This is a genomic window from Streptomyces sp. NPDC057486 (assembly GCF_042802415.1).
Classification (GTDB): Bacteria; Actinomycetota; Actinomycetes; order Streptomycetales; family Streptomycetaceae; genus Streptomyces; species Streptomyces yanii.
This window is the reverse complement of record NZ_JBHVEE010000025.1, coordinates 1-18,898: the sequence shown is the minus strand read 5'-3', so window position 1 is coordinate 18,898 and position 18,898 is coordinate 1. Positions and strand designations below refer to the sequence as shown.

14 protein-coding genes are annotated in these 18,898 nt (G+C 69.8%); 11 read left to right on the top strand and 3 right to left on the bottom strand.

Translation table 11 applies throughout. From position 1 onward, the window contains the following. Positions 1–92: 92 nt before the first annotated feature. A complete protein-coding gene (locus ACFU6I_RS14625; protein ID WP_384365571.1) occupies positions 93–1,973 on the bottom strand; it encodes a right-handed parallel beta-helix repeat-containing protein in 1,881 nt (626 codons plus the stop codon). 588 nt (positions 1,974–2,561) lie between these two features. Here ACFU6I_RS14625 and ACFU6I_RS14620 point away from each other — a divergent pair. The 10 genes from ACFU6I_RS14620 to ACFU6I_RS14575 all read left to right on the top strand — a co-directional run bounded on the left by ACFU6I_RS14620 (position 2,562) and on the right by ACFU6I_RS14575 (position 15,637). Next, positions 2,562–3,719 carry an FCD domain-containing protein gene (locus tag ACFU6I_RS14620; protein WP_384365568.1) on the top strand — a complete coding sequence of 386 codons (1,158 nt, stop codon included), beginning with the start codon at positions 2,562–2,564 and terminating at the stop codon, positions 3,717–3,719. Positions 3,720–4,311: 592 nt separating this feature from the next. Next, entirely contained in the window at positions 4,312–5,532 is a 1,221-nt protein-coding gene (locus ACFU6I_RS14615) for a mandelate racemase/muconate lactonizing enzyme family protein (protein ID WP_384365560.1), read from the top strand. Then, positions 5,529–6,551, top strand: a complete 1,023-nt coding sequence (locus ACFU6I_RS14610) for a hydroxyacid dehydrogenase (RefSeq protein WP_384365557.1) — start codon at positions 5,529–5,531, stop codon at positions 6,549–6,551. Before ACFU6I_RS14615 ends, ACFU6I_RS14610 begins: the two co-directional genes overlap by 4 nt. A 5-nt stretch (positions 6,552–6,556) precedes the next feature. Continuing rightward, complete coding sequence (locus ACFU6I_RS14605; protein ID WP_384365554.1) at positions 6,557–7,558, top strand: aldo/keto reductase; 1,002 nt, start codon at positions 6,557–6,559, stop codon at positions 7,556–7,558. A 62-nt stretch (positions 7,559–7,620) separates the two neighbouring features. Next, complete coding sequence (locus tag ACFU6I_RS14600) at positions 7,621–9,066, top strand: hypothetical protein (RefSeq protein WP_327242027.1); 1,446 nt, start codon at positions 7,621–7,623, stop codon at positions 9,064–9,066. An 87-nt stretch (positions 9,067–9,153) separates the two neighbouring features. After that, on the top strand, positions 9,154–10,422 hold the full coding sequence (locus ACFU6I_RS14595; RefSeq protein WP_384365550.1) for an ABC transporter substrate-binding protein: 1,269 nt from the start codon (positions 9,154–9,156) through the stop codon (positions 10,420–10,422). Positions 10,423–10,424: 2 nt separating this feature from the next. Then, positions 10,425–11,336 (top strand): carbohydrate ABC transporter permease, encoded by a 912-nt coding sequence (locus ACFU6I_RS14590; RefSeq protein WP_266991439.1) that lies wholly within the window; start codon positions 10,425–10,427, stop codon positions 11,334–11,336. Further along, entirely contained in the window at positions 11,333–12,175 is an 843-nt protein-coding gene (locus ACFU6I_RS14585) for a carbohydrate ABC transporter permease (protein ID WP_384365547.1), read from the top strand. The genes ACFU6I_RS14590 and ACFU6I_RS14585 overlap by 4 nt, the downstream gene beginning before the upstream one ends. 144 nt (positions 12,176–12,319) lie before the next feature. Continuing rightward, positions 12,320–12,661, top strand: coding sequence for an L-rhamnose mutarotase (locus tag ACFU6I_RS14580; protein WP_266991442.1), 342 nt, complete (start codon positions 12,320–12,322; stop codon positions 12,659–12,661). Between the two features lie 276 nt (positions 12,662–12,937). Next, the gene (locus ACFU6I_RS14575) at positions 12,938–15,637 is read left to right on the top strand and encodes a right-handed parallel beta-helix repeat-containing protein (protein WP_384365544.1); all 2,700 of its coding nucleotides are present in this window, start codon (positions 12,938–12,940) and stop codon (positions 15,635–15,637) included. Between the two features lie 63 nt (positions 15,638–15,700). Here ACFU6I_RS14575 and ACFU6I_RS14570 read toward each other — a convergent pair whose 3' ends face one another. After that, a complete protein-coding gene (locus ACFU6I_RS14570; protein ID WP_384365541.1) occupies positions 15,701–16,450 on the bottom strand; it encodes a FadR/GntR family transcriptional regulator in 750 nt (249 codons plus the stop codon). A gap of 513 nt (positions 16,451–16,963) precedes the next feature. Here ACFU6I_RS14570 and ACFU6I_RS14565 point away from each other — a divergent pair. After that, complete coding sequence (locus tag ACFU6I_RS14565; protein ID WP_266991448.1) at positions 16,964–17,623, top strand: ThuA domain-containing protein; 660 nt, start codon at positions 16,964–16,966, stop codon at positions 17,621–17,623. A gap of 83 nt (positions 17,624–17,706) precedes the next feature. Here the strand turns inward: ACFU6I_RS14565 and ACFU6I_RS14560 are convergent, their stop codons facing one another. Next, the gene (locus tag ACFU6I_RS14560; protein ID WP_384365537.1) at positions 17,707–18,747 is read right to left on the bottom strand and encodes a LacI family DNA-binding transcriptional regulator; all 1,041 of its coding nucleotides are present in this window, start codon (positions 18,745–18,747) and stop codon (positions 17,707–17,709) included. Positions 18,748–18,898 lie beyond the last annotated feature (151 nt).

Here is an 18,898-nt window from a genome sequence, read left to right as displayed (position 1 = left end):
CGGGGTGCGGAGGTACGGGCCCGTCCGGGTGGGGACCGTCGCCGGTCCCGCGGACGGGCCCGTACCTCTCGGGGTGTCCGGTCAGTGACCGGTCACTGGGTGTCGCCCTCGGGCAGCGGGTACGGGAAGTCGGCGGAGACACCGATCTTGTCGTACTCCATCTTCGAGGCGTCGTAGCCGTCTTCCCAGTTGGCGTTCTTCACGTCATTGCACCGGTAGCTCTGGTAGCTCTGGTCGGTGGTCTTGCCGACCTCGATGTTCTCGAAGCTGAACCCGCAGCCGCCGGCGTCCATGTGGACACCGCGGGTTCCGCTGTCCGGCATGGAACCGTCCGGAATCACATCGCCGATGACCATCTGGCGGACGTGGTTGTCGATCGTGTGCGGTTCGACGTTGCTGACTCCGTAGGTGTAGAAGGCGCCCATGTCACCGCTGTCCAGGCCGGCCTGGTCGATGCGCAGGTACTCGAAGGTGTTGTCGCGGGCGTAGTTGTCCGCGGGAGCGACCTCGGGCCGCACTTCGAGGCTCACGCCGTAGCGCGCACTGTGCTTGATGTGGCTGTGGCTGATGGTGTTGTGACCGGTGTTCTGGAGCTCGATGCCGGAGGCGTCGCCGGGCACCAGTTCGCCGTAGTGGGTGATGTAGTTGTTGGTCAGCAGGTGTCCGTTGGAGGTGTTGCCCTCGCCCGGGTACGGGCCCTCCACCTTGATGCCGTCGCCGCCGATGTTCTCCAGCAGGCTGTCCCTGACCGTCAGTCCGTCGTTGGCGAAGAGCGCGTACACCGCGTGGTAACCGGTGTCGGATATGTGCAGCCGGGACAGGGTGATGTCCTTGCTGTTGGTCACGGTGACGGCGCCGAAGCGGTTGCGGGGAAGCTCGATCTGCCGGTCGTACTCCGGGTACTTGTGCGGTTCGCCGGAGTCGCCGTCGCTGATCCAGCCGTAGCGGTACCAGTCGACGAAGTCGGTGTACTGGAGCGAGAGCCCGTCGAGGGAGAGGTTCTGCACGCGCCGGTCCGGGCTGGGTCCGGCCAGGTTGAACAGGGTCTTCACGGTGGGCCGCAGAACGGTGACGTCGTTGATGTCACCACGCGGCTTGTAGTACACCTGGCCCTTCTTGAAGTCCATGTAGTACTCGCCCGCCTGGTCCAGGAAGTCCAGCGAGTTCTGCAGGAAGTACCGGGAGCCCCCGCGGGAGTTCATCAGGGCGTAGCGGGTCCAGTACTTCAGGGTCATCTGGTTCTTCGCCGCGTTCCAGTCCCGGATCGGGACGGTGTCGGTGAACCAGCTCCAGCTGCCGCCCGACCAGACGACGGCCGAGGCCTGGTCGAGATTCCAGCTCGCGTCCCAGTCGCCGGGGCTGGAGTACAGCCACTGGCGGACGGCCTCCTTCTCCGGCTCGGCGAGCACGGAGGTCATGTAGGGGGCCCACTCGTCGTCGGACTTGCGGTTGGGGTAGCGGGCCGTGGTGGCGCGCTTGCCGTCCTCGAAGAGGGTGTAGAAGGGCTTGTCCGTGCCGACGTCCGCACGGTAGATGCCGTCCTTGTACTCCTCCCAGCCGGTGACCGGGGCCGCGCCCATCACACGGGCCTTGCCCGCGCCGTCGTAGGAGCGGTAGACGACCCGGTGCCCGTCGGCACCCGAGTCCCGGTCGTCGAAGTCGATCGTGGTGGAGACCGGGTAGTCGCCCGCGCGCAGATTGACGTTGATGTCGCAACGCATGCGCCCGGGGCGGTTGAGGCCCTTGTCACGGATGTGGTCGCGGGCGCCTTCGATGGTCTTGAAGGGGCTGGCCTCGGTGCCCTTGGCCCGGTCGCTCCCGTCGGGCGCGACGAAGAGATCGGTGGCCTTGCAGCCGGTTGCCTGCGCCTGCGCGTCGGGGACGTTCAGTGTCGCTCCGCTGACCAGCAGGGCGCCGACCGCCAGCAGCAGGGGAAGTCTTGACCTGTTTCGTACGAGGGTGGTGCGGGGCATGAGGTCTCCTTGCCACGTGCGTTGTGTGGCTTCGTCGTTCGGCCGTGGACGTGCGGCCGCCGGGCGGGGCACGGGTCGTGCCGCACCGGGGCGTGTTCCTGCACGCGATGACGACGTCCGAGCACGTCATCGCGGCTTCACGTTCGGTCTGTCATCGCCCGCCGGTCACCGGGGAGCAGGAACGCTCCGCCCGGGCCGTACGTGCGCGGAAGGGCGCAGGAAGGATTCGGCCCGGGTAAGCGCGGGCACGGGGGTGCCGTCGCGCGGGCCGTCATGATCGGGGGCGGTTGTCCCCGGGGGGTTCCTGGTGTCCCGGGCCGGGCCGGGGACGGTGTTCAGGTGCGGACGGGAGACACGGCGCCGGTTCTTCCGGACCACGTCCCTCCGGTCCTTCGTTCACGCAGCGTTTCCTCCTCGGGGGGCTTCGCGGAGCACGATCTGGTGGGTCACTGGCTGAGCACGATAAGTAAGATGTTCGCGCCCGGTCGCCGTCAATACGCCGGAGCGAACAATAAGTTGATGTGTGCGGGACGTCATTCCCGTGGCCCTCCGAGTCATAAATTCACCCAACCGTGGAGTGGCAAAGCCATGACATTTTCCGATCCGCAGGCGTTTCCCCAGCTCAGCGAGGAGGACCGGGCGGCTCTGTCCGACTTCTCGCGTCAGCTGCCCGGGGCCGTGCGTCTGCGCAGCAGCATCGTCCTGGCCCTGGCCGAAGGGCTGACCAACACCGAGGTGGCTCAGCGGTTCCAGGTCAGTCCCGCCACGGTGGCCAAGTGGCGGGACCGCTACGTGCGCCGGGGCGTGGCCGGACTGAGGGACGCTCCCCGCTCGGGCCGACCGCGCAGCGTCACCAGACGGGAGGCGGAGGCGCGTATCGCGGAGGTGCTCGCGCAGGCCGGCGACGGCACTCCGGTGCCGTCCACCCGCACCCTGTCGGACGCCCTGGGCCTGTCGCAGTCCACCGTGGCACGCATCCGGCGCGAGCAGGCCGCCGAGCTGCCCGAGGGGGTGCAACCGCCGAAGGGCGGGCGCCGGCGAGGGGGCGGCCGAAGCGCGGCGGGAGCGGCCCCGCCCTCGGCACGACTCCCGCACCGGCCGCCCTCGGACCACGTGTACGCGCTGCTGCGTGGCTGGATCGTCAGCGGTGAACTCGCGCCAGGTCAGCGCCTCGTGGAGGCGGATATCGCCCGCCGGGTGGGCACAAGTCAGGCACCGCCGCGCGAGGCGATCAAGCGTCTGGCGCACGAGGGCCTGGTGACCTCCCAGCCGCACCGCGGCACGCGCGTGGCCCGGATCCCCGAGCAACAGGCCCAGGACGTGAGGGACATTCGGGTCATGTTCGAGGAGTACGTGGCCCGTCGCACGGCCGGCCGCCTGGACGCCGAGCACACACGGCTGCTGCTGGACGATGTGGCACGGCTGCGCCTCGCCGTGGACAAGGGCGACATCGCAGCCTTCCGCGGCGCCGACATGTCGTTTCACCGGCATGTGTGCGCGGCCGCCGGCAACGACGCGCTGATCCGGTTGTGGCGCGTGATCGAGTCCAGCCTCTGGGATCTCCACGTACTGGGCGACCCCCGCTACGACGGTGGCTGGGGCGCGCTGGCCGAGCACCACGCGGAGCTCCTGGAGGTCCTGCGCTCCGGGGATCCCGAGATCGCCGGAGCGATGTTCGCCGCCCACGCCGCGGGCGAGGTGGACGGCTACCTCGCCGGTCCGACAGGCCCGGGCACCTCGGGCTGACAGCCGGGCGGCCTCGGGAATGCTCCGGCTCGACGGTCCGCACGGCGCGGGGCAGAACGCGGAACCGGGCCCCCGGTCCATGGGTGTGGGCGGGGCATCGCCGGACGCAGCCGCAGGGGCGGACGGGAGGCGGGCCGGCCGGGATGGACCGTGTACGACCGGCCCGCGCGTTCAGGGTCGCCCCCTGGTGCGGGCGACGGACCTGCCGGGTCGGATCCGGGCTCATCGGGCACAGCATGTGCTCCGACATGGCGTTTCGCCGTCCACGAACCGTGCAGCACAGGCGAGTTCGGCGTTACCGCAGAGCTTCCAGGTCGTCACTTGTATGATACGTTACGACTGTTGAAGGGGTGGCACGGGGCCTCCCCCTCGACGGCGCGACGCCATGGCCCGCGCCAAGAGAAAACGCCCCCGAACCATCAGCAAACGGCGCGGTCGTCGAGCGCGAACCGCGTGCCCCGGCACCATCCCCCGCGGCCCGCGCCCGGCCTTCCCGGACCACAGGTCACCGGTCCAGGGACGCACCAGCCACCCCGGAGGCCTACCGCGCCTCCATCCAGGGGCTGCTAACGAGCACTCAGAGGGGGAGCAGATGAAGATCACCGGATACCGGTCCCTGCGGACCGTGCACAACTGGGGCCGCCCCGTCGGGGACGCGAACGGCTTCGTCGCAAGCGGGGTCACCGAAGTCCCGGTCGTCCTGGTCGAAACCGACGACGGTCTCACCGGCGTGGGCCTGGGGGCCCACACCGAGGCCCATCGGATCTTCCCCGCCATCGAGGGTCAGGACCCCCGGGCCGTCACCGCCCTCTACGACCGGATGCTGGCCCACACGTTCAAGACCGGCCACGGTGGCACCGTGTTCGGCACCATCGGCGCCTTCGACATGGCGCTGTGGGACCTCAAGGCCAAGATGGCGGGCGAACCACTGTGGCGCACACTCGGCGCCGCCGACCGCTTCGTTCCCGGTTACGCCTCCGGCCTGGACATCGCCCTGGACGACGAGCAACTCGTCGCGCTGTACACCGGCTGGGCCGAACGCGGCTTCACCGGAGCCAAGATCAAGGGCGGACTCGACACCGACCGCGACATCACGCGGCTCAACGCGGTGGCGGACGTGCTACGAGCCACCACCCGCTCCCCCGCCCTGATGCTCGACGTCAACGAGACCTGGGGCACACACCAGGCGGTGCGGCTGCTGGCCCGCATCGAGAGGCACGTCGATCTCACCTGGATCGAGGAACCGGTCCGCCGGTGGGACGTGGCAGGCAACCGGGCCGTGGGGCGAGCCGCACGCGCTGCCGTCGCCACCGGCGAGAACCTGACCGGACTGGAGCAGTTCCGGCCCCTCCTGGCCGGGGACGCCGTGCAGGTGGTGCAGACCGGCAGCGTCTGGGGCATCACCCACTTCCTCCGGGTCGCCACCCTCGCCCACGGCCAGGACCTGCCCGTCAGCCCGGTCGGATACGAGACCAACCCCCTCGCCCACGCCGCCGCCGCGACCCCCAACCACCTGGTCACCGAAGTGCAGGACACCTCGGCCCCGGTGGGACTCACCGTGGACCAGGAGATCGCCGACGGCGGCATCGTCCTCGGTGACTCCGTGGGGCTCGGCATCACCGTCGACGAGGCGGCGATCGCGCGTCTTGAGGAGACGGCCGGCTGGGCCCAGCCGGCCGGACCCCACGTCCGGCCGCCCGATGCCGGCCTGCGCCTCGTGGCCGAGTCCGGACACGACGGCCGGCCCACCGACAGCGCCGCCGCCGGGCACCCTCGTGCCGTCGGGCGCGCCCGGAAGGGGATCGCCCCGTGACACGACCACGTGCCGTCCTCGCGATGAACCCGCCAGGTCTGCCCGGCTCCCTCTTCGACGAGAACGCGTTCGCCCGCCTTCGCCGGGCCGCCGACATCGACACCGGCCTCGTTCTCACCGAGCTGGAATCCGCCCGCTCACGGGAGGCCCTGGCCGGGGCGGACATCCTCGTCGCGGGCTGGAACGCACCCGTCGTCCGCGCCGCCCACCTCCCGTACGTCTCCCGGCTGCGGGCCGTGGTCTACGCGGGCGGTGTCGCCGCGACCTGCCTGGAGGACCCCGAGTCCTTCGCCGCCCGCGGGGTGGTCGCCGCCAACGCCCGGGCCGCCAACTCCGTCCCGGTGGCCGAGTACACGCTCGCCATGATCCTTCTGGCCGGCAAGCGGGCGCTGCCCGCCGCGCGAGCGTACCGGCGGTCCAGGAGCGTTCCGGACCATCCGGCCACGCACTCCGTACCCGGCAACTACCGGCAGACCGTGGGCATCGTCGGCGCCTCCACCGTGGGCCGCGCGGTCCTCGCCCTGCTCCGCTCCTTCGATGTCGACGTGCTCCTGTACGACCCCACCCTCACCGCGGAGGAGGCCATCGGCCTCGGTGCACGGCCGGTGCCGCTCGACGAACTCATGAGAAGCAGTCACGTGGTGTCCCTGCACCAGCCGCTGACACCGCGAACGCGGGGGCAGATCGACGCGGGCCTGCTCGCCCTCATGCGCGACGGGGCAACGCTCGTGAACACCGCCCGTGGAGCCGTCGTCGACCAGGACGCCCTGACCGCGGAGCTCCGCAGCGGCCGGATCGACGCCGTGCTCGACGTCACCGACCCAGAACCGCTCCCCGCGGACAGCGGCCTGTGGTCGCTGGACAACGTCGTGCTCACCCCGCACCTGGCCGGCTCCATGGGCGGTGAGCTGCACCGCATCGGAGACGCCGTCGTCGACGAGGTGGAGCGGTTCGCGTCGGGCCGTCCGTTCGCCCACCCGGAGGACCTCGCGGCCTCCGCGCACGCCAGGGTCCGGTGAGGCGCATGCGTACCCGAACCGCCGCCCGCACCCCGGCTCTGACAGAACTCGGCTTCGGCGCGGCCCAGTTGGGCAACCTCGGACGGGTCACGAGCGACGAGGACGCCTCGGGCGCCGTCGACGCGGCCTGGCGAAGCGGCGTCCGCTACTTCGACACGGCCCCGCACTACGGGCTCGGGCTGTCCGAACGCCGCCTCGGCGCGTCCCTCTCGCGGCGTCCCCGGTCCCAGTACACCGTCTCCACCAAAGTGGGCCGGCTGCTGGTGCCGAGTCCGGAGACGGCGCACCTCGGGGACGACGGCGGATTCGCGGTACCCGCGGCGTCCCGCCGCAGCTGGGACTTCAGCCGGGACGGGATCCTGCGGTCCCTGGAGGGCAGTCTGGAACGTCTCGGTCTGGACCACGTCGACATCGTCTATCTCCACGACCCCGACGACCACTGGCAGGAGGCGTCCACGACGGGCGTCGACACCCTCGTCGAACTGCGCGACCAGGGGGTGGTGAAGGCGGTGGGCGCCGGAATGAACCGAACCGGAATGCTCACCGAGTTCGTCCGCCGCTGCGACGTGGACATCGTCATGGTGGCCGGCCGCCACACCCTGCTCGACCACTCCGCCGCGGACGAGCTGCTCCCGCTCGCCCTGGAGAGGGGCGTGGGCGTCGTCGCCGCCGCGGTGTACAACTCAGGGCTGCTCGCGGCCCCCCGCCCACCGATGCACGCCACCTACGACTACCGGCCGGCCTCCCGTGAACTGCTCGGCCGGGCCGCCGCGATCGCCGATGTCTGCGAGCGGCACGGCAGCAGCCTCCCGAAGGCCGCCATCGCCCACCCCCTGCGGCACCCGGCGGTCACCTCGGTGGTCCTCGGCGCACGGAACGCCCACCAGTCCCGTACCAACGCCGACCGGCTGGCGGCCTTTGTCCCCGACGCGCTCTGGGACGAACTGACCGCGCTGTCCCTGCTTCCCGCGAGCCGGGCGACGCGGCCCGCGGAGGGACGGACATGAACGTCACCGACTCCGCGCGGCCGGATGCCGCACGGCCGTGGAACCACTACGGAAGGAACGCCATGGAACACCGCACAACCGAGCCGGACACGGCCGCACTCGCCGGCTGGCTGCACAGCTGGATCACGGAGGAGGGCGCGGTCAACGGCTTCCACAACCACAGCGTGTGGGGCACGAACCCCTTCACCTTCCTCGACTTCACCAGCGGGCACACCACGTTCGCCGGCCCGGCCGTCGGGGCCCTCGCACAGGCCCTGGCCGAACAGCCCGACGAGCGGGGCGTCGAGCTGCTGCGGCGGCTGGTGCGCTACCAGGCCACGGAGTTCCAGGACGACGGCCAGTACCGGCACATCGGCTTCCAGGTCGGTGAGTCGGCGACCACCGGTCTCATCCACAACGCCGTCGGCAGCCTCGGTGTGCTGCTCGCGCTGAAGCACGCACGTCATCTGCTGCCCGACGACGAGGTGGACGCCGCGCTCGCGGCCGTACGCCGCAATCTCGACGCGTGCGAGATGTACGGGGGCGGCCGGGCCGGTGAGGACGGTACCTGCAACCAGGAGTACGCCCGGGTATGGGTCAAGCAGCTCTACACGGAGCTGGCCGACGACAAGACCTACGCGGAGCAGATACCCGAGGACCTCGCCACCCTGGTCCGCCTGTTCCACCACCGCGGCGTACCCGACGCGGACAGCTCCGGCACGTTCCGCACCGTGCGGGACCGTACCGAGGGCGGCATCCTGGAACCGGCCGAGTACTACGGCCTCATGATCGTCCCCCTGGTGCTCGGCTACCGCGCCCAGGGCGATCCGGAGCTGCTGGCCGAGGCGAGGCGGCTGTGCCGGCACGTGGCCCGCTCGGCGTGGACCGACGAAACCGGCGCCGTCCGCTACCACCGCTATTGGTACGTCCAGGGCGACCGCGCCCTGAAGACGGACACGCCCATGCTGATCGCGGGCATGGGCCTGACGCTCTACGGCATCCACGAGGTGCTGGCCGAGGGTCCCGACGCCGAGCTGGAAGCGTTCACCGAGGCGTGCCTGGCCACCTATGCGGGCTACCAGACACCCGGTGGCTACTTCGCCTCCGCCAGCGGCTGGCACAACGAGGCCGACATCGCACCCAGCACCGCCTGGCACGCCCACGACCTGATGTTCCTGATGGCGCGGCTGGGACCGGGCGACGGCTTCTGGGACAAGGTGCTTGCCCCCAGGGACCGGCAGTCGGTACTGATCAGCGACCGCGCCTTCTGGGCCGAGTCCGGCGTCCACTGGTGCGTGCGCTCACCGCTGACCGCGGGGGACCTGCACATCTACGGCCGCAAGGACAAGGACACCTTCACCCGGGAGTTCTTCGCCTGGACCGACCGCGAGCCGCTGCCCGAGGACCTGCGGTATCCGGACGCGCTCGAGTTCTTCGTCGCCAACGACGGCATCTACCGCGTCGACGGCGACGAGGCACCCACCGACATCACGGCCGTCGGCCCCCTGCCCTACCGGGGGCGGCTGTGACACCGGAGCACGACCCGCATCCGCACGCCCCGCAGTCCAGCGAACGTTGATCACCAGCTTTCCCTACCGAGGAAAAGAGAGTCGACAATGATGTCTGCCAACCGAGGATGCAAGGCGCGCGGAGCCGCCCTTGCCGCCGTGGTTCCGCTGCTGCTCCTCGCGGCCTGCTCGTCGGGCTCCGGTACGTCCGGCGGCAAGGACGGCGAGATCCGGATGATGGTCAACCTGACCGACAACCTCGACCGAGCCTACTGGGAGAAGCTGGTCAAGCCGTTCGAGGACAAGACCGGTCTGAAGGTGAAGATCGAGGGCCCGACCGGCAAGTCCGTCGCCGAGTCCTTCCCCCAGCAACTGGCCGCGGGGACCGCCCCCGATGTCATCCAGTCCATCTTCCCGGACGACGACACGGCTCCGGAGCTGGTCGACCTCAGCGGTGAGGCCTGGGCCAAGGGGACCCCGATGTTCGACGCGTACGCCATCGGCGACACGCACTTCGCCGTCGGCGTCGGCACCCAGACCCAGTCGCTCGTCTACTACAACAAGACCGCGTTCAAGAAGGCCGGCATCACCGCGACTCCGACCACCTGGAAGGAGATGACCGCCGATCTGGGCAAGCTCAAGAAGGCCGGCTACACGCCGATGCAGACCGCGGGCGACTACCAGACCGGCCTCCAGCTCCAGCAGATCTACCACCCGACGCTCAACGAGCTCCACCCGAAGTGGCAGAGCGCCGTCACCGACCAGAAGCTCACCGTGGGCGATGCCTACAAGCCCGCCTTCCAGATGTACGCGGACTGGATCGACGCCGGATACATAGCCAAGAGCGACGCCGGACTCAACCCCTCGCAGGCGGACGGCAACTTCATCGCCGGCAAGGCCGGTCTCTACACCAACGGCAGCTGGTTCGCCGCCACGCTGGCCAAGGCCGGGAAACTGCCCTTCGAGGTGGGCGTGTTCTCCCCGCCGGTCGCCGACGGCAAGAGCTATCCCGGTCCGCAGGGCGCCACCATGGCCAACCCGTACATGGTGCACAAGGGCGCGTCGGACGAGGCCGGCGCGAAGCAGCTGGTGAAGTTCCTCGTGACCGACCCGGCAGCCGTCAAGGCGCAGCTCGGCTCCGACGGGGTGTTCCGTCAGGAGTCCGACGTCAAGCAGACCGGTACCGACGCCCTGATCCAGGGCATTCTCGACAATGCTCCCGCGCTCGTCGCCGTGGGCGAGGGCCAGGGCAACGTCCGGCTGCCGGTGACGGGCTTCAACCCCAAGTTCACCGAGGTCGCTCAGAGCCTCTACACGGGGGCGAGCCCGGCCGACGCCGCCAAGGCCATCGACCAGTGGACCGACGAGAACCGCTGACCATGGCACGCACACTCCCCTCGAAGCAGCGGCGATGGCGCAACGCGGGCGTCAGTATCAGCATGGTGGTCCCCGCGGTGCTGATCTACGCCGCACTCCTGGTCGTACCGGTGATCTACGCGTTCTACTACAGCTTCACCGAGTACAACGGATTCCCCACCCGCGTCCCCGAGTTCATCGGGCTGGACAACTACCGCACCATCTTCGGTTCCGACGACATGACGGGCACCATGGTGATCACCGCCGTGGTGGCCGTGGTGGGCGCGGTCGCCGTCAACGTCGCGGCGCTCGGCCTCGCGCTGCTGCTGAAGCGCACCAACCGGTTCAACACCTTCGGCCGGGTGGTCATGTTCTACCCGCATGTCCTGAGCGCACTGGTCGTCGGCTTCCTGTGGCAGGCGATCCTCGGGCCCCAGGGTGTGGTCAACACCATGCTGGAGAAGGTCGGAACCGACAGCCTGCCCTTCCTCAGCGACCCCGACTGGGCCCTGTGGTCGATGATCCTCGTCATCGTCTGGTCCCTGTTCGGCGTGCAGTTGATCCTGTATCTGGCGGGGCTCCAGGCCGTGCCGGAGGATCTGCTGGAGGCGGCGAAGCTCGACGGAGCCGGCCGGTGGCAGACCTTCCGTGCCGTCACCTGGCCATCGCTGGCTTCCACGGTGACGGTCGCCGTCATCACCTCGGGCATCTCGCTGCTGAAGACATACGACGTCGTCGTGTCGCTGACCGGGGGCGGTCCCGCGGGATCGACCAAGACCCTCGCCTACTCGATCCTCGCGGTCTCGTTCCCCCAGCGGAACATCGGCCTGGCATCGGCCCAGGCCGTGCTGCTGATCCTCGCGGCCGCGGTCCTGTCCCTCACGGTCCTCTTCCTGCGCAGGCGCGCCGAGAACGACGCGGAGTCCATCGGATGAAGAAGACACTCACCTCGGCCGCCGCCCTGCGCGTCGCGTTCGTCACCCTGGCGTCCCTCGGCATGCTCGTGCCGATGTACCTCCTGGTGGTCAACGCCTTCAAGAGTCAGCGGGAGATCCTCAGCAACCCGTTCACCCTGGACCTCGGCACCGCGACGTTCCAGCACCTCGCGGACGCGTGGAACAACCCCGACTTCAGCATTCTCAAGGGCTACGGCACCACACTCGCGCTGGTGCTCTGCGTGAACGCGCTGGCCATGGTGGTGTGCGCGCCCGCGGCCTACGTACTGGCCCGCACACCGAAGCTGATCTCCCGGCTGCTGCTGTTCTTCTTCATCGCGGGGATGTTCATCCCGACCCAGGTGATCCTGGTGCCGGTCATCTTCGTGCTCCGCGCCGTGGGACTGATGGGCACGATGCCCGGCCTCATCCTCTTCATGACAGCCACCACCATCCCGTTCACACTGTTCGTCTTCTTCGGCTACATCCGCGTGCTGCCCCGGTCGCTGGACGAGGCCGCGGCCATCGACGGGGCCGGCAAGTACTACACGCTGTGGCGGATCATCGTGCCGCTGATGCGGCCGATCATCGCCACCGTGTTCATCCTGAACTCCCTGAGCGTGTGGAACGACTTCGCCAGCCCGCAGATGATCCTCGGCCCCGGCAGTGACGTCTACACCATCACCACCGGTGTGTACGCCGCCGTCGGCCAGTACTCGACGGACTACACCAAGGTGTTCCCGACCCTGCTGCTCGCCGTGATCCCCATTCTGGTGATCTTCGTCGTGATGCAACGTCACGTCATGAGCGGCCTCGCGGCAGGAGCCGTGAAGGGCTGATCCCCGATGGCGGGGCCGGCCGGACATCTCCCGGCCGGCCCGCCCGTCCCTCTCCTCCCCCGGACCCGACCGGCCCGGCCCTTCCGCCCGGCCGGCAAAGGCCATTGGCGGGCCGACCGGCCCGCGTCATGAAGGAGCCCTGCCATGCCCGCCCCCCGTACCCCGCGCCGCGTCGCGTCCGTGATCCGTCTGCGTCCGGAACAGGAAGAGAAATACCGGGAGTTGCACCGGTCGGTCCCGCAGCCGGTCCTGGACACCCTGTCCCGCGCCCACATCACCTCGTACTCCATCTTCCTGCGTGACCACACGCTGTTCGCCTACTACGAGTACACCGGCGACGACTACGACGCCGACATGGCCGCCGTCGCCGCCGACCCGGAGACCCAGCGGTGGTGGACCCTCACCGATCCCTGCCAGCAGCCGCTCGGCTCGGCGGAGCCCGGGGAGCGCTGGGTGGACGCGGAGGAGGTCTTCCATCTGGACTGACCCGCCGTCCGCCGACTCCGCCCTGCCGCCTCCCACCGCCGCGTCCCCTCGCGCCCGCTCTCCGGCGCCCGGTTCTGTCGTGACGCTTGTGCGGGGTCAACGGGAGTCATAGTCTGCACATGTCATACATGTTCTGTTTGCCTGCGGCGCTGACCCGGCGGCACAGGGGCTGTCGGACGCCCCCTCCAACATCCGCTCACGGACGCCGGGACGCCTCGAAGCGGACCGGATGTCGCGGCCGGGACGGAATCACGGAATCCAACGAAAGGCTCCTCCATGTCGAGAACCGGGAGACGACCGGCGCGGACCCTACTGGCCTCCGTCGCCCTGGCGCTGGTGACGAGCGCCGGCGTGCCGGCGGCCGGCACCGCGTCGGCCACGCCGTCCGGCCAGGCGGCCTCCTCCGGGGCCCTCACGGTGTACGTGTCGGCCTCGGACGGCGACGACGGAAACAGCGGGGGCCGCGATGCCCCTCTGCGGACGATCACGGCGGCGCGGGACGCACTGGCCGGCCGCACCTCCCCCGGGGCGCGGGGCACGGTGTACATCCGGGGCGGGACGTACGTCCTCGACGACACCATCCGGCTCAGCGGCAAGGAGAACTCATGGGTGACGTACGCCGCGTACCGCGATGAGACGGTCACGCTGACCGGGTCGCACGAACTTCCGGCGGACGGGTGGCAGAGGCTCACCGACCTCTCGGACGACACGCTCGCCGAGCCCCGGTACTCCTCCAACACCCGCCTGAACACACCGGAACTGCGTGACGGTGTGTGGGTGTTCGACCTCGGCGCGCACGGGATCGACCCGGGCACGCTCTACAAGAACGGCTTCAACTGGGTCCAGCAGCCGTTCGCTCCGGAACTCGTCGTCGACGGCGGCACCCAGACCCTGGCCGAGTACCCGGACGGCAACTCGTGCACCACCACGGAGACCGCCTGCCACCTGTGGGGGACGGGAGCCAAGTGGAAGGCCGACGGCCCCCGGGACCTGATGAACACGGATCTGGACGCCCGCTTCGGGCCGGAGAGCGCCTGGAACAGCTCCGGCACGACGCCCCGCGCCCAGTTCGAGGACAAGAAGCAGCTCCTCCCCGACACCGGGCAGCGGGACACCTGGAGCCCGGAGGAGATGCGGCGCATGACCCCGTCCGTCTTCACGGTCGGCGGCCGCGCCGCCAGTGGCGACCGCTACCGGAACTGGGCACCCGAGGCGGTGCCCGCGGTGGATGATCCGGGCACCCGCGGATTCGGCGAGTACTCCGACGTACCGGTCCAGCTGGATCCGCGCTGGATCGAGGACATCGACAACACCAAGTCCGAGACGGAGGGCTGGCTCTCGGGCTACCTCGGCAACAACTACGCCAACGACATGTTGCGCATCCTGTCGTGGAGCGGCGACAAGCTGTACACGAAGTACCCCTCCATGTACATCCCGCAGGACTCCTGGACCAAGGTCAAGGTGCTCAACGTCCTGTCGGAGATGGACACGGCCGGCGAGTACTACATCGACCGCTACCACGACAACGACGTCCTCTACTACCGGCCCCAGAACGGCACGATCGAGGGCAGGACCACCACGCTGCAGACGTTCGACAAGAACTTCATGCTGCTCGACGGCACCCGGGGCGTGACGGTCCGGGGCCTGGCCATGACCGGGTCGCTGATCAGCGGTGTGCAGTTGCTGGACGCCGTCGGGACCCTCATCGACGGGGTCGACATCTCCAATGTGAGCATGGACGCGATCCGGATCGGGCGTACGACGGACACGATCACCAGCATGCCGGACTACGAGACCGTGCAGGGCGGGCACGACAACGTCGTGCAGAACTCCTACCTCCACGATCTCGGCGGCGGAGGCGTACTGCTCGGCGGCGGCGACCGCGCCACGCTCGAACGCGGAAACAACGTCGCCCGCCACAACGAGATCACACGTTTCTCCAAACTCGCCACGTACACCCCGGCCGGCTACATGTACGGCGTGGGGAACACGTTCGAGTACAACTACGTCCACGACGCACCGCACATGGCCGTGCAGATCATGGGCAACGACATGCGCGTCAACCACAACCACTTCTACGACGTGGTGAAGAACGCGGGCGACATGGGGGTCGTCTACGCCGGGCGGGACTTCACCTACCTCGGCAACGAGATCGCCTACAACCACTTCGAGAAGATCGGTGGTTCCAACGACGCCCTGTACATGGACGACGGCGCGACCGGAGTCCGCTTCCACCACAATGTCGTGAGCGACGCGAAGTCCGGCGTCAACTTCAACTCCGGCCACAGCAACACCGCGAACGACAACGTGTTCATCGGGGTGGACCACGTGGGCCACGGCGGCATCTACCACAAGAACGGCGAGACGCGCCTTCCGCCGGCCAACAGCTGGGTGCTGGAGAGCCGTTACAACACGTTCCTCGACGTCCGCGAGGGCGAGAAGTACAGCGCGACCCCCCGGACCGTCGCCGCCTGGCACGCGCACTACACGAACGGGAAGCAGAAGTACTCCGACGGAAAGCCGATCACGTATCCGGAGATCACCGACTGGTACGTGCCACGCGTGACCGCGACGGGCGAGGAGTGCACGGCCGCCGTCTACACCACGTCCGGGACCAACGGCTGCAGCCGCGCGACGGTGTGGGAGGATCTTGACTCGGTCTGGGTGCCGTCGCGGGTCGAGATCGACCACGCGGTGATCGTCGGCTGCTGCGGCTTCATCGAGACGAAGGCCGACTTCGCCGAGCCGGCATCGCAGTACAGCCTGTCGCGGTGGAGCAACCGGGTCAACACCAACCCCGTCCTGGCCGCCTCGGTGGCGGAGACCGGCCTCGACCTCGGCACGCTCAGGTTCTCGGCCTCCGGCTCGGTGGCGCGGTCGTACGGGGCCGCGTGGGTCCGGGAGTGGAACCGCAGCGTCACGACGCAGGGCATCGGCCGCCCGGCGAACCGCGACACGGACGCCGTCCTCCGGTAGCCGCCGGGTGACACCGTCTCCTCGCGCCGGGGCATCCACCGCACACGGATGCCCCGGCGTACGTCACGCGCCGGACGTGTCGTGCGGTCGCCGGCGCTCCCAGGAGGACGTGATGTGGTCTCGCATCGCCTCGGCCGCCTCGTCGGCGTCCTGGGCGAGCAGGGCGGCCGCGATCCGTGCGTGCGCCTCGTGCGTCAGCTCGATGTGCTCACGCGTGGGATCGCCGCTGTACTGGGGGTAGCGCACGGCCTTGCCCTGGATGCTCGACACGATGGCCCGCCCGAACGCGTCCCGCGACGCACGGTGGATGATCTCGTGGAACTCGATGTCGGCGCGGGAGTAGGCCTCCGGGTCGCCTCGCAGAGCCGCGAGTTCGTCGAGCTTGGCCGAGAGCGCCGCCGCCTGAGTGTCGTCCATGAGACGGGCGGCGCGGGCGGACATGGCGCACTCAAGGGTCGTCCGGATCTCGATCAGGTTGTCGAGGAAGACCAGCCGGTCCTTCCGCTGGAAGAGCGCGTCGAGGATCAGGGGGTCGAGCAGACTCCACTGCTCCTGATCGAGCACGACCGTCCCCCATCCCTGGCGCGTCGCGACGAGGCCCTTCTCGGAGAGGGCCATGGTCGCCTCGCGGATGACGGTGCGGCTCACCTCGTACTGTTCACACAGGACGCCCGCCGAGGGAAGTGCCGTTCCGGGCGGGTACTCGCCGAGCACGATGGCCGTCGCCAGGCTCTGCACGACGGCGGCGGCGAGGGGAGGCCGACGCCGTTGACGGGGGGTCACGGCAACGGCGTCCGCGGATGGGTTACTCATCTGGTCAGCGACTCCCAATGTGTGCAGGTGTGCCCGGTCCCCACTGTCCGAGGGCTCAAGGCTAGCGGAACATGCTAAGGTCATCACTCGTATCATAAGTGATGACCAAGGTTTCCGGTCACGCCACCGTCCCGGAGGCGAGAGCACGCGCCCGGGGCCGGACCGGACCGCCCGCGAAAGGCACTTCGGGCATGCCCGGTCAGAGCTCCGGGGGCAGGATTCGCCCGTCACCACCGTGCGACACGCTTCAACCGAAGGCTGGGTGCGACGCATGTCACTGGGTTCCGGTCCACGGCCACGACGGGAACAGCGGGCCAAGGAGCGAACGAAGCCTGACCACCGGAAGACTCGGAGCGGTTCGCGCCAGGTTACTCCCCGGTCCTTAATTCGCACTCAGGGACGGAGAGTTGAGGGAGCCGGCAGCAATCGACCGGGCGCGGTTCCGCCCGGCAGCGGCCGAGCGGAACCACCACAGCCGCAGGGACAACCGACACCGTACGGAGGCAATCCGAAGTGAGTCAGCGCAACGCCCTGGTGGTACGCGGCGGCTGGGAGGGGCACGACCCGGTCGGCTGCACCCGGATGTTCATTCCCCGGCTCGAACGCGCGGGGTTCGACGTATCCGTCGCCGAGGACCTCTCGGTGTACGAGGATGCGGACCTGCTCGCCGCCACCGACCTCGTCGTCCACTCATGGTCCGGGGGCGAACTGACGCCCCTTCAGGAGAACACGCTCGTCTCGGCCGTGGAGGCGGGAACGGGTTTCGCCGGCTGGCACGGCGGCGTCATCGGAACGAATGTCGCCGCCGCTCGCTATCTGCGCATGGTGGGGGGACGGTTCCTGTGGCACCCGGACGGGTTCCAGGACTTCACCGTCCGCATCACGGCCCTGCCTGAGCGGGACGGCGAGATCACCCAGGGCATCGAGGACTTCGACGTCCTCACCGAGCACTACTGGGTGCTGACGGACACTCTGAACACGGTGCTGGCCACCTCGGTCCTCTCCCCCGACGGCGGCCAGTGGGACGAGCCGGTCGAGTTCCCCGTCGTGTGGACACGCCGCTGGGGAGCCGGCCGGGTCTTCGTCTGCACCCTCGGCCACCGCGTCGCGGACCTGGAGGTGCCGCAGACCGCGAAGATGGTCGAACGGGGCCTGGTCTGGGCAGCACGCTGAGGCCCGGGGGCGGCCGCTCGCCGGTGCGCCGGCCGCCCCCGGGCCTCAGCGGGATCCGCCCCGGCCCGGGCGGCGCCCCTGCGTCAGGAGCTTGCGCGGGCGACGACCCGGTAGCCCACGTCGCGGTGCGGAACGCCGACCGGGGTGCCGCGCATCCTCTCCAGCAGCAACTCGGCCCCCAGCTCGCCGATGAGGGTCCCGGGCACCGCCACCGTGGTGAGCGAGGGGACGAGGTGCCGGGCCAGCTCGAAGTCGCCGAACCCGGCCAGGGCCAGCGTGCCGGGGACGTCGATCCCCCGGCGCACGCACGCCTGCAGGGCGCCGGCGGCGAAGACGTCGCTGGAGAACATCACGGCGTCGGAGTCCGGATGCCGTTCCAGCACAAGGTCCAGGAGCGTGACGCCGGTGTCCATGGTGACCGGCTCCGGCCCCGCGTCCACCGTGCGCGGAGCAGTCCCCAGCAGCTCACGGACAGCGGTCGCGTAGCCCTCGAGCCGCTCGGCGGCCCGGGGGTCGCCGGAGGTGTGCCGCCCGGCGAACGTGATCCTGCGCCGGCCCCGCTCGACGAGGTGCCCGACCATCGCGGCGGCCGCCGCCGCGTTGGAGAAGCCGACCAGCAGGTCCACCGGATCGTCCGACCAGCCCCAGGTCTCCACGACGGGCACTCCCGCGGCGGCCAGCAGGGCACGGGTTCCGGGGGTGTGGTCGGTTCCCACCATGAGCAGTCCGTCCGGCCGCCGGCCGAGGAAACTCCGCAGCACGTCCTCCTCGTGCTCCGGCCGGTAGTCGGTCGTGCCGACGAAGATCTGGTAGCCGTGGGCCGCCAGGGCAGTCGAGAAGGCGTGAACGGTGTCCGCGAAGACCGACGCGTTGATCTGCGGGACCAGGACACCGACCGTGCGGCTGCGGTTCGACGCCAGGTTGCTGGCGGCGAGGTTGGGCACGTAGCCGGTCGCCGCGATGGCCGCTTCGACGTTGGCCCGGGTCTCGTCCGGCACCGACCGCGGGTCACGCACGACCCGGGAGACCGTCTGGGCGGACACCCCGGCCGCCGCCGCCACGTCCGACAGGGTCACCGAACGGGTGGCGGAACGCTTGCGTGGGCGGCGGGGTGGCTGGGTCACATCCGAGAAGATACCCATTGCGCCCGCCGCCGCGGCCGCCGCCCCGCCCCGCCCGGCCGCCGCCCCGCCCCGCGCGACAGCACACCACCGGCGGGCCCGGCGCGCACCAGAAGCGTGATTGCGGAATAGCCACGCAGGGAGCCAAAGCACT

Bases quoted from the DNA above. Each gene is read 5' to 3' on its own strand.
- ACFU6I_RS14625 (WP_384365571.1), bottom strand. From the start codon at position 1,973: ATGCCCCGCACCACCCTCGTACGAAACAGGTCAAGACTTCCCCTGCTG.
- ACFU6I_RS14620 (WP_384365568.1), top strand. From the start codon at position 2,562: ATGACATTTTCCGATCCGCAGGCGTTTCCCCAGCTCAGCGAGGAGGAC.
- ACFU6I_RS14615 (WP_384365560.1), top strand. From the start codon at position 4,312: ATGAAGATCACCGGATACCGGTCCCTGCGGACCGTGCACAACTGGGGC.
- ACFU6I_RS14605 (WP_384365554.1), top strand. From the start codon at position 6,557: ATGCGTACCCGAACCGCCGCCCGCACCCCGGCTCTGACAGAACTCGGC.
- ACFU6I_RS14600 (WP_327242027.1), top strand. From the start codon at position 7,621: ATGGAACACCGCACAACCGAGCCGGACACGGCCGCACTCGCCGGCTGG.
- ACFU6I_RS14595 (WP_384365550.1), top strand. From the start codon at position 9,154: ATGATGTCTGCCAACCGAGGATGCAAGGCGCGCGGAGCCGCCCTTGCC.
- ACFU6I_RS14590 (WP_266991439.1), top strand. From the start codon at position 10,425: ATGGCACGCACACTCCCCTCGAAGCAGCGGCGATGGCGCAACGCGGGC.
- ACFU6I_RS14585 (WP_384365547.1), top strand. From the start codon at position 11,333: ATGAAGAAGACACTCACCTCGGCCGCCGCCCTGCGCGTCGCGTTCGTC.
- ACFU6I_RS14580 (WP_266991442.1), top strand. From the start codon at position 12,320: ATGCCCGCCCCCCGTACCCCGCGCCGCGTCGCGTCCGTGATCCGTCTG.
- ACFU6I_RS14575 (WP_384365544.1), top strand. From the start codon at position 12,938: ATGTCGAGAACCGGGAGACGACCGGCGCGGACCCTACTGGCCTCCGTC.
- ACFU6I_RS14570 (WP_384365541.1), bottom strand. From the start codon at position 16,450: ATGAGTAACCCATCCGCGGACGCCGTTGCCGTGACCCCCCGTCAACGG.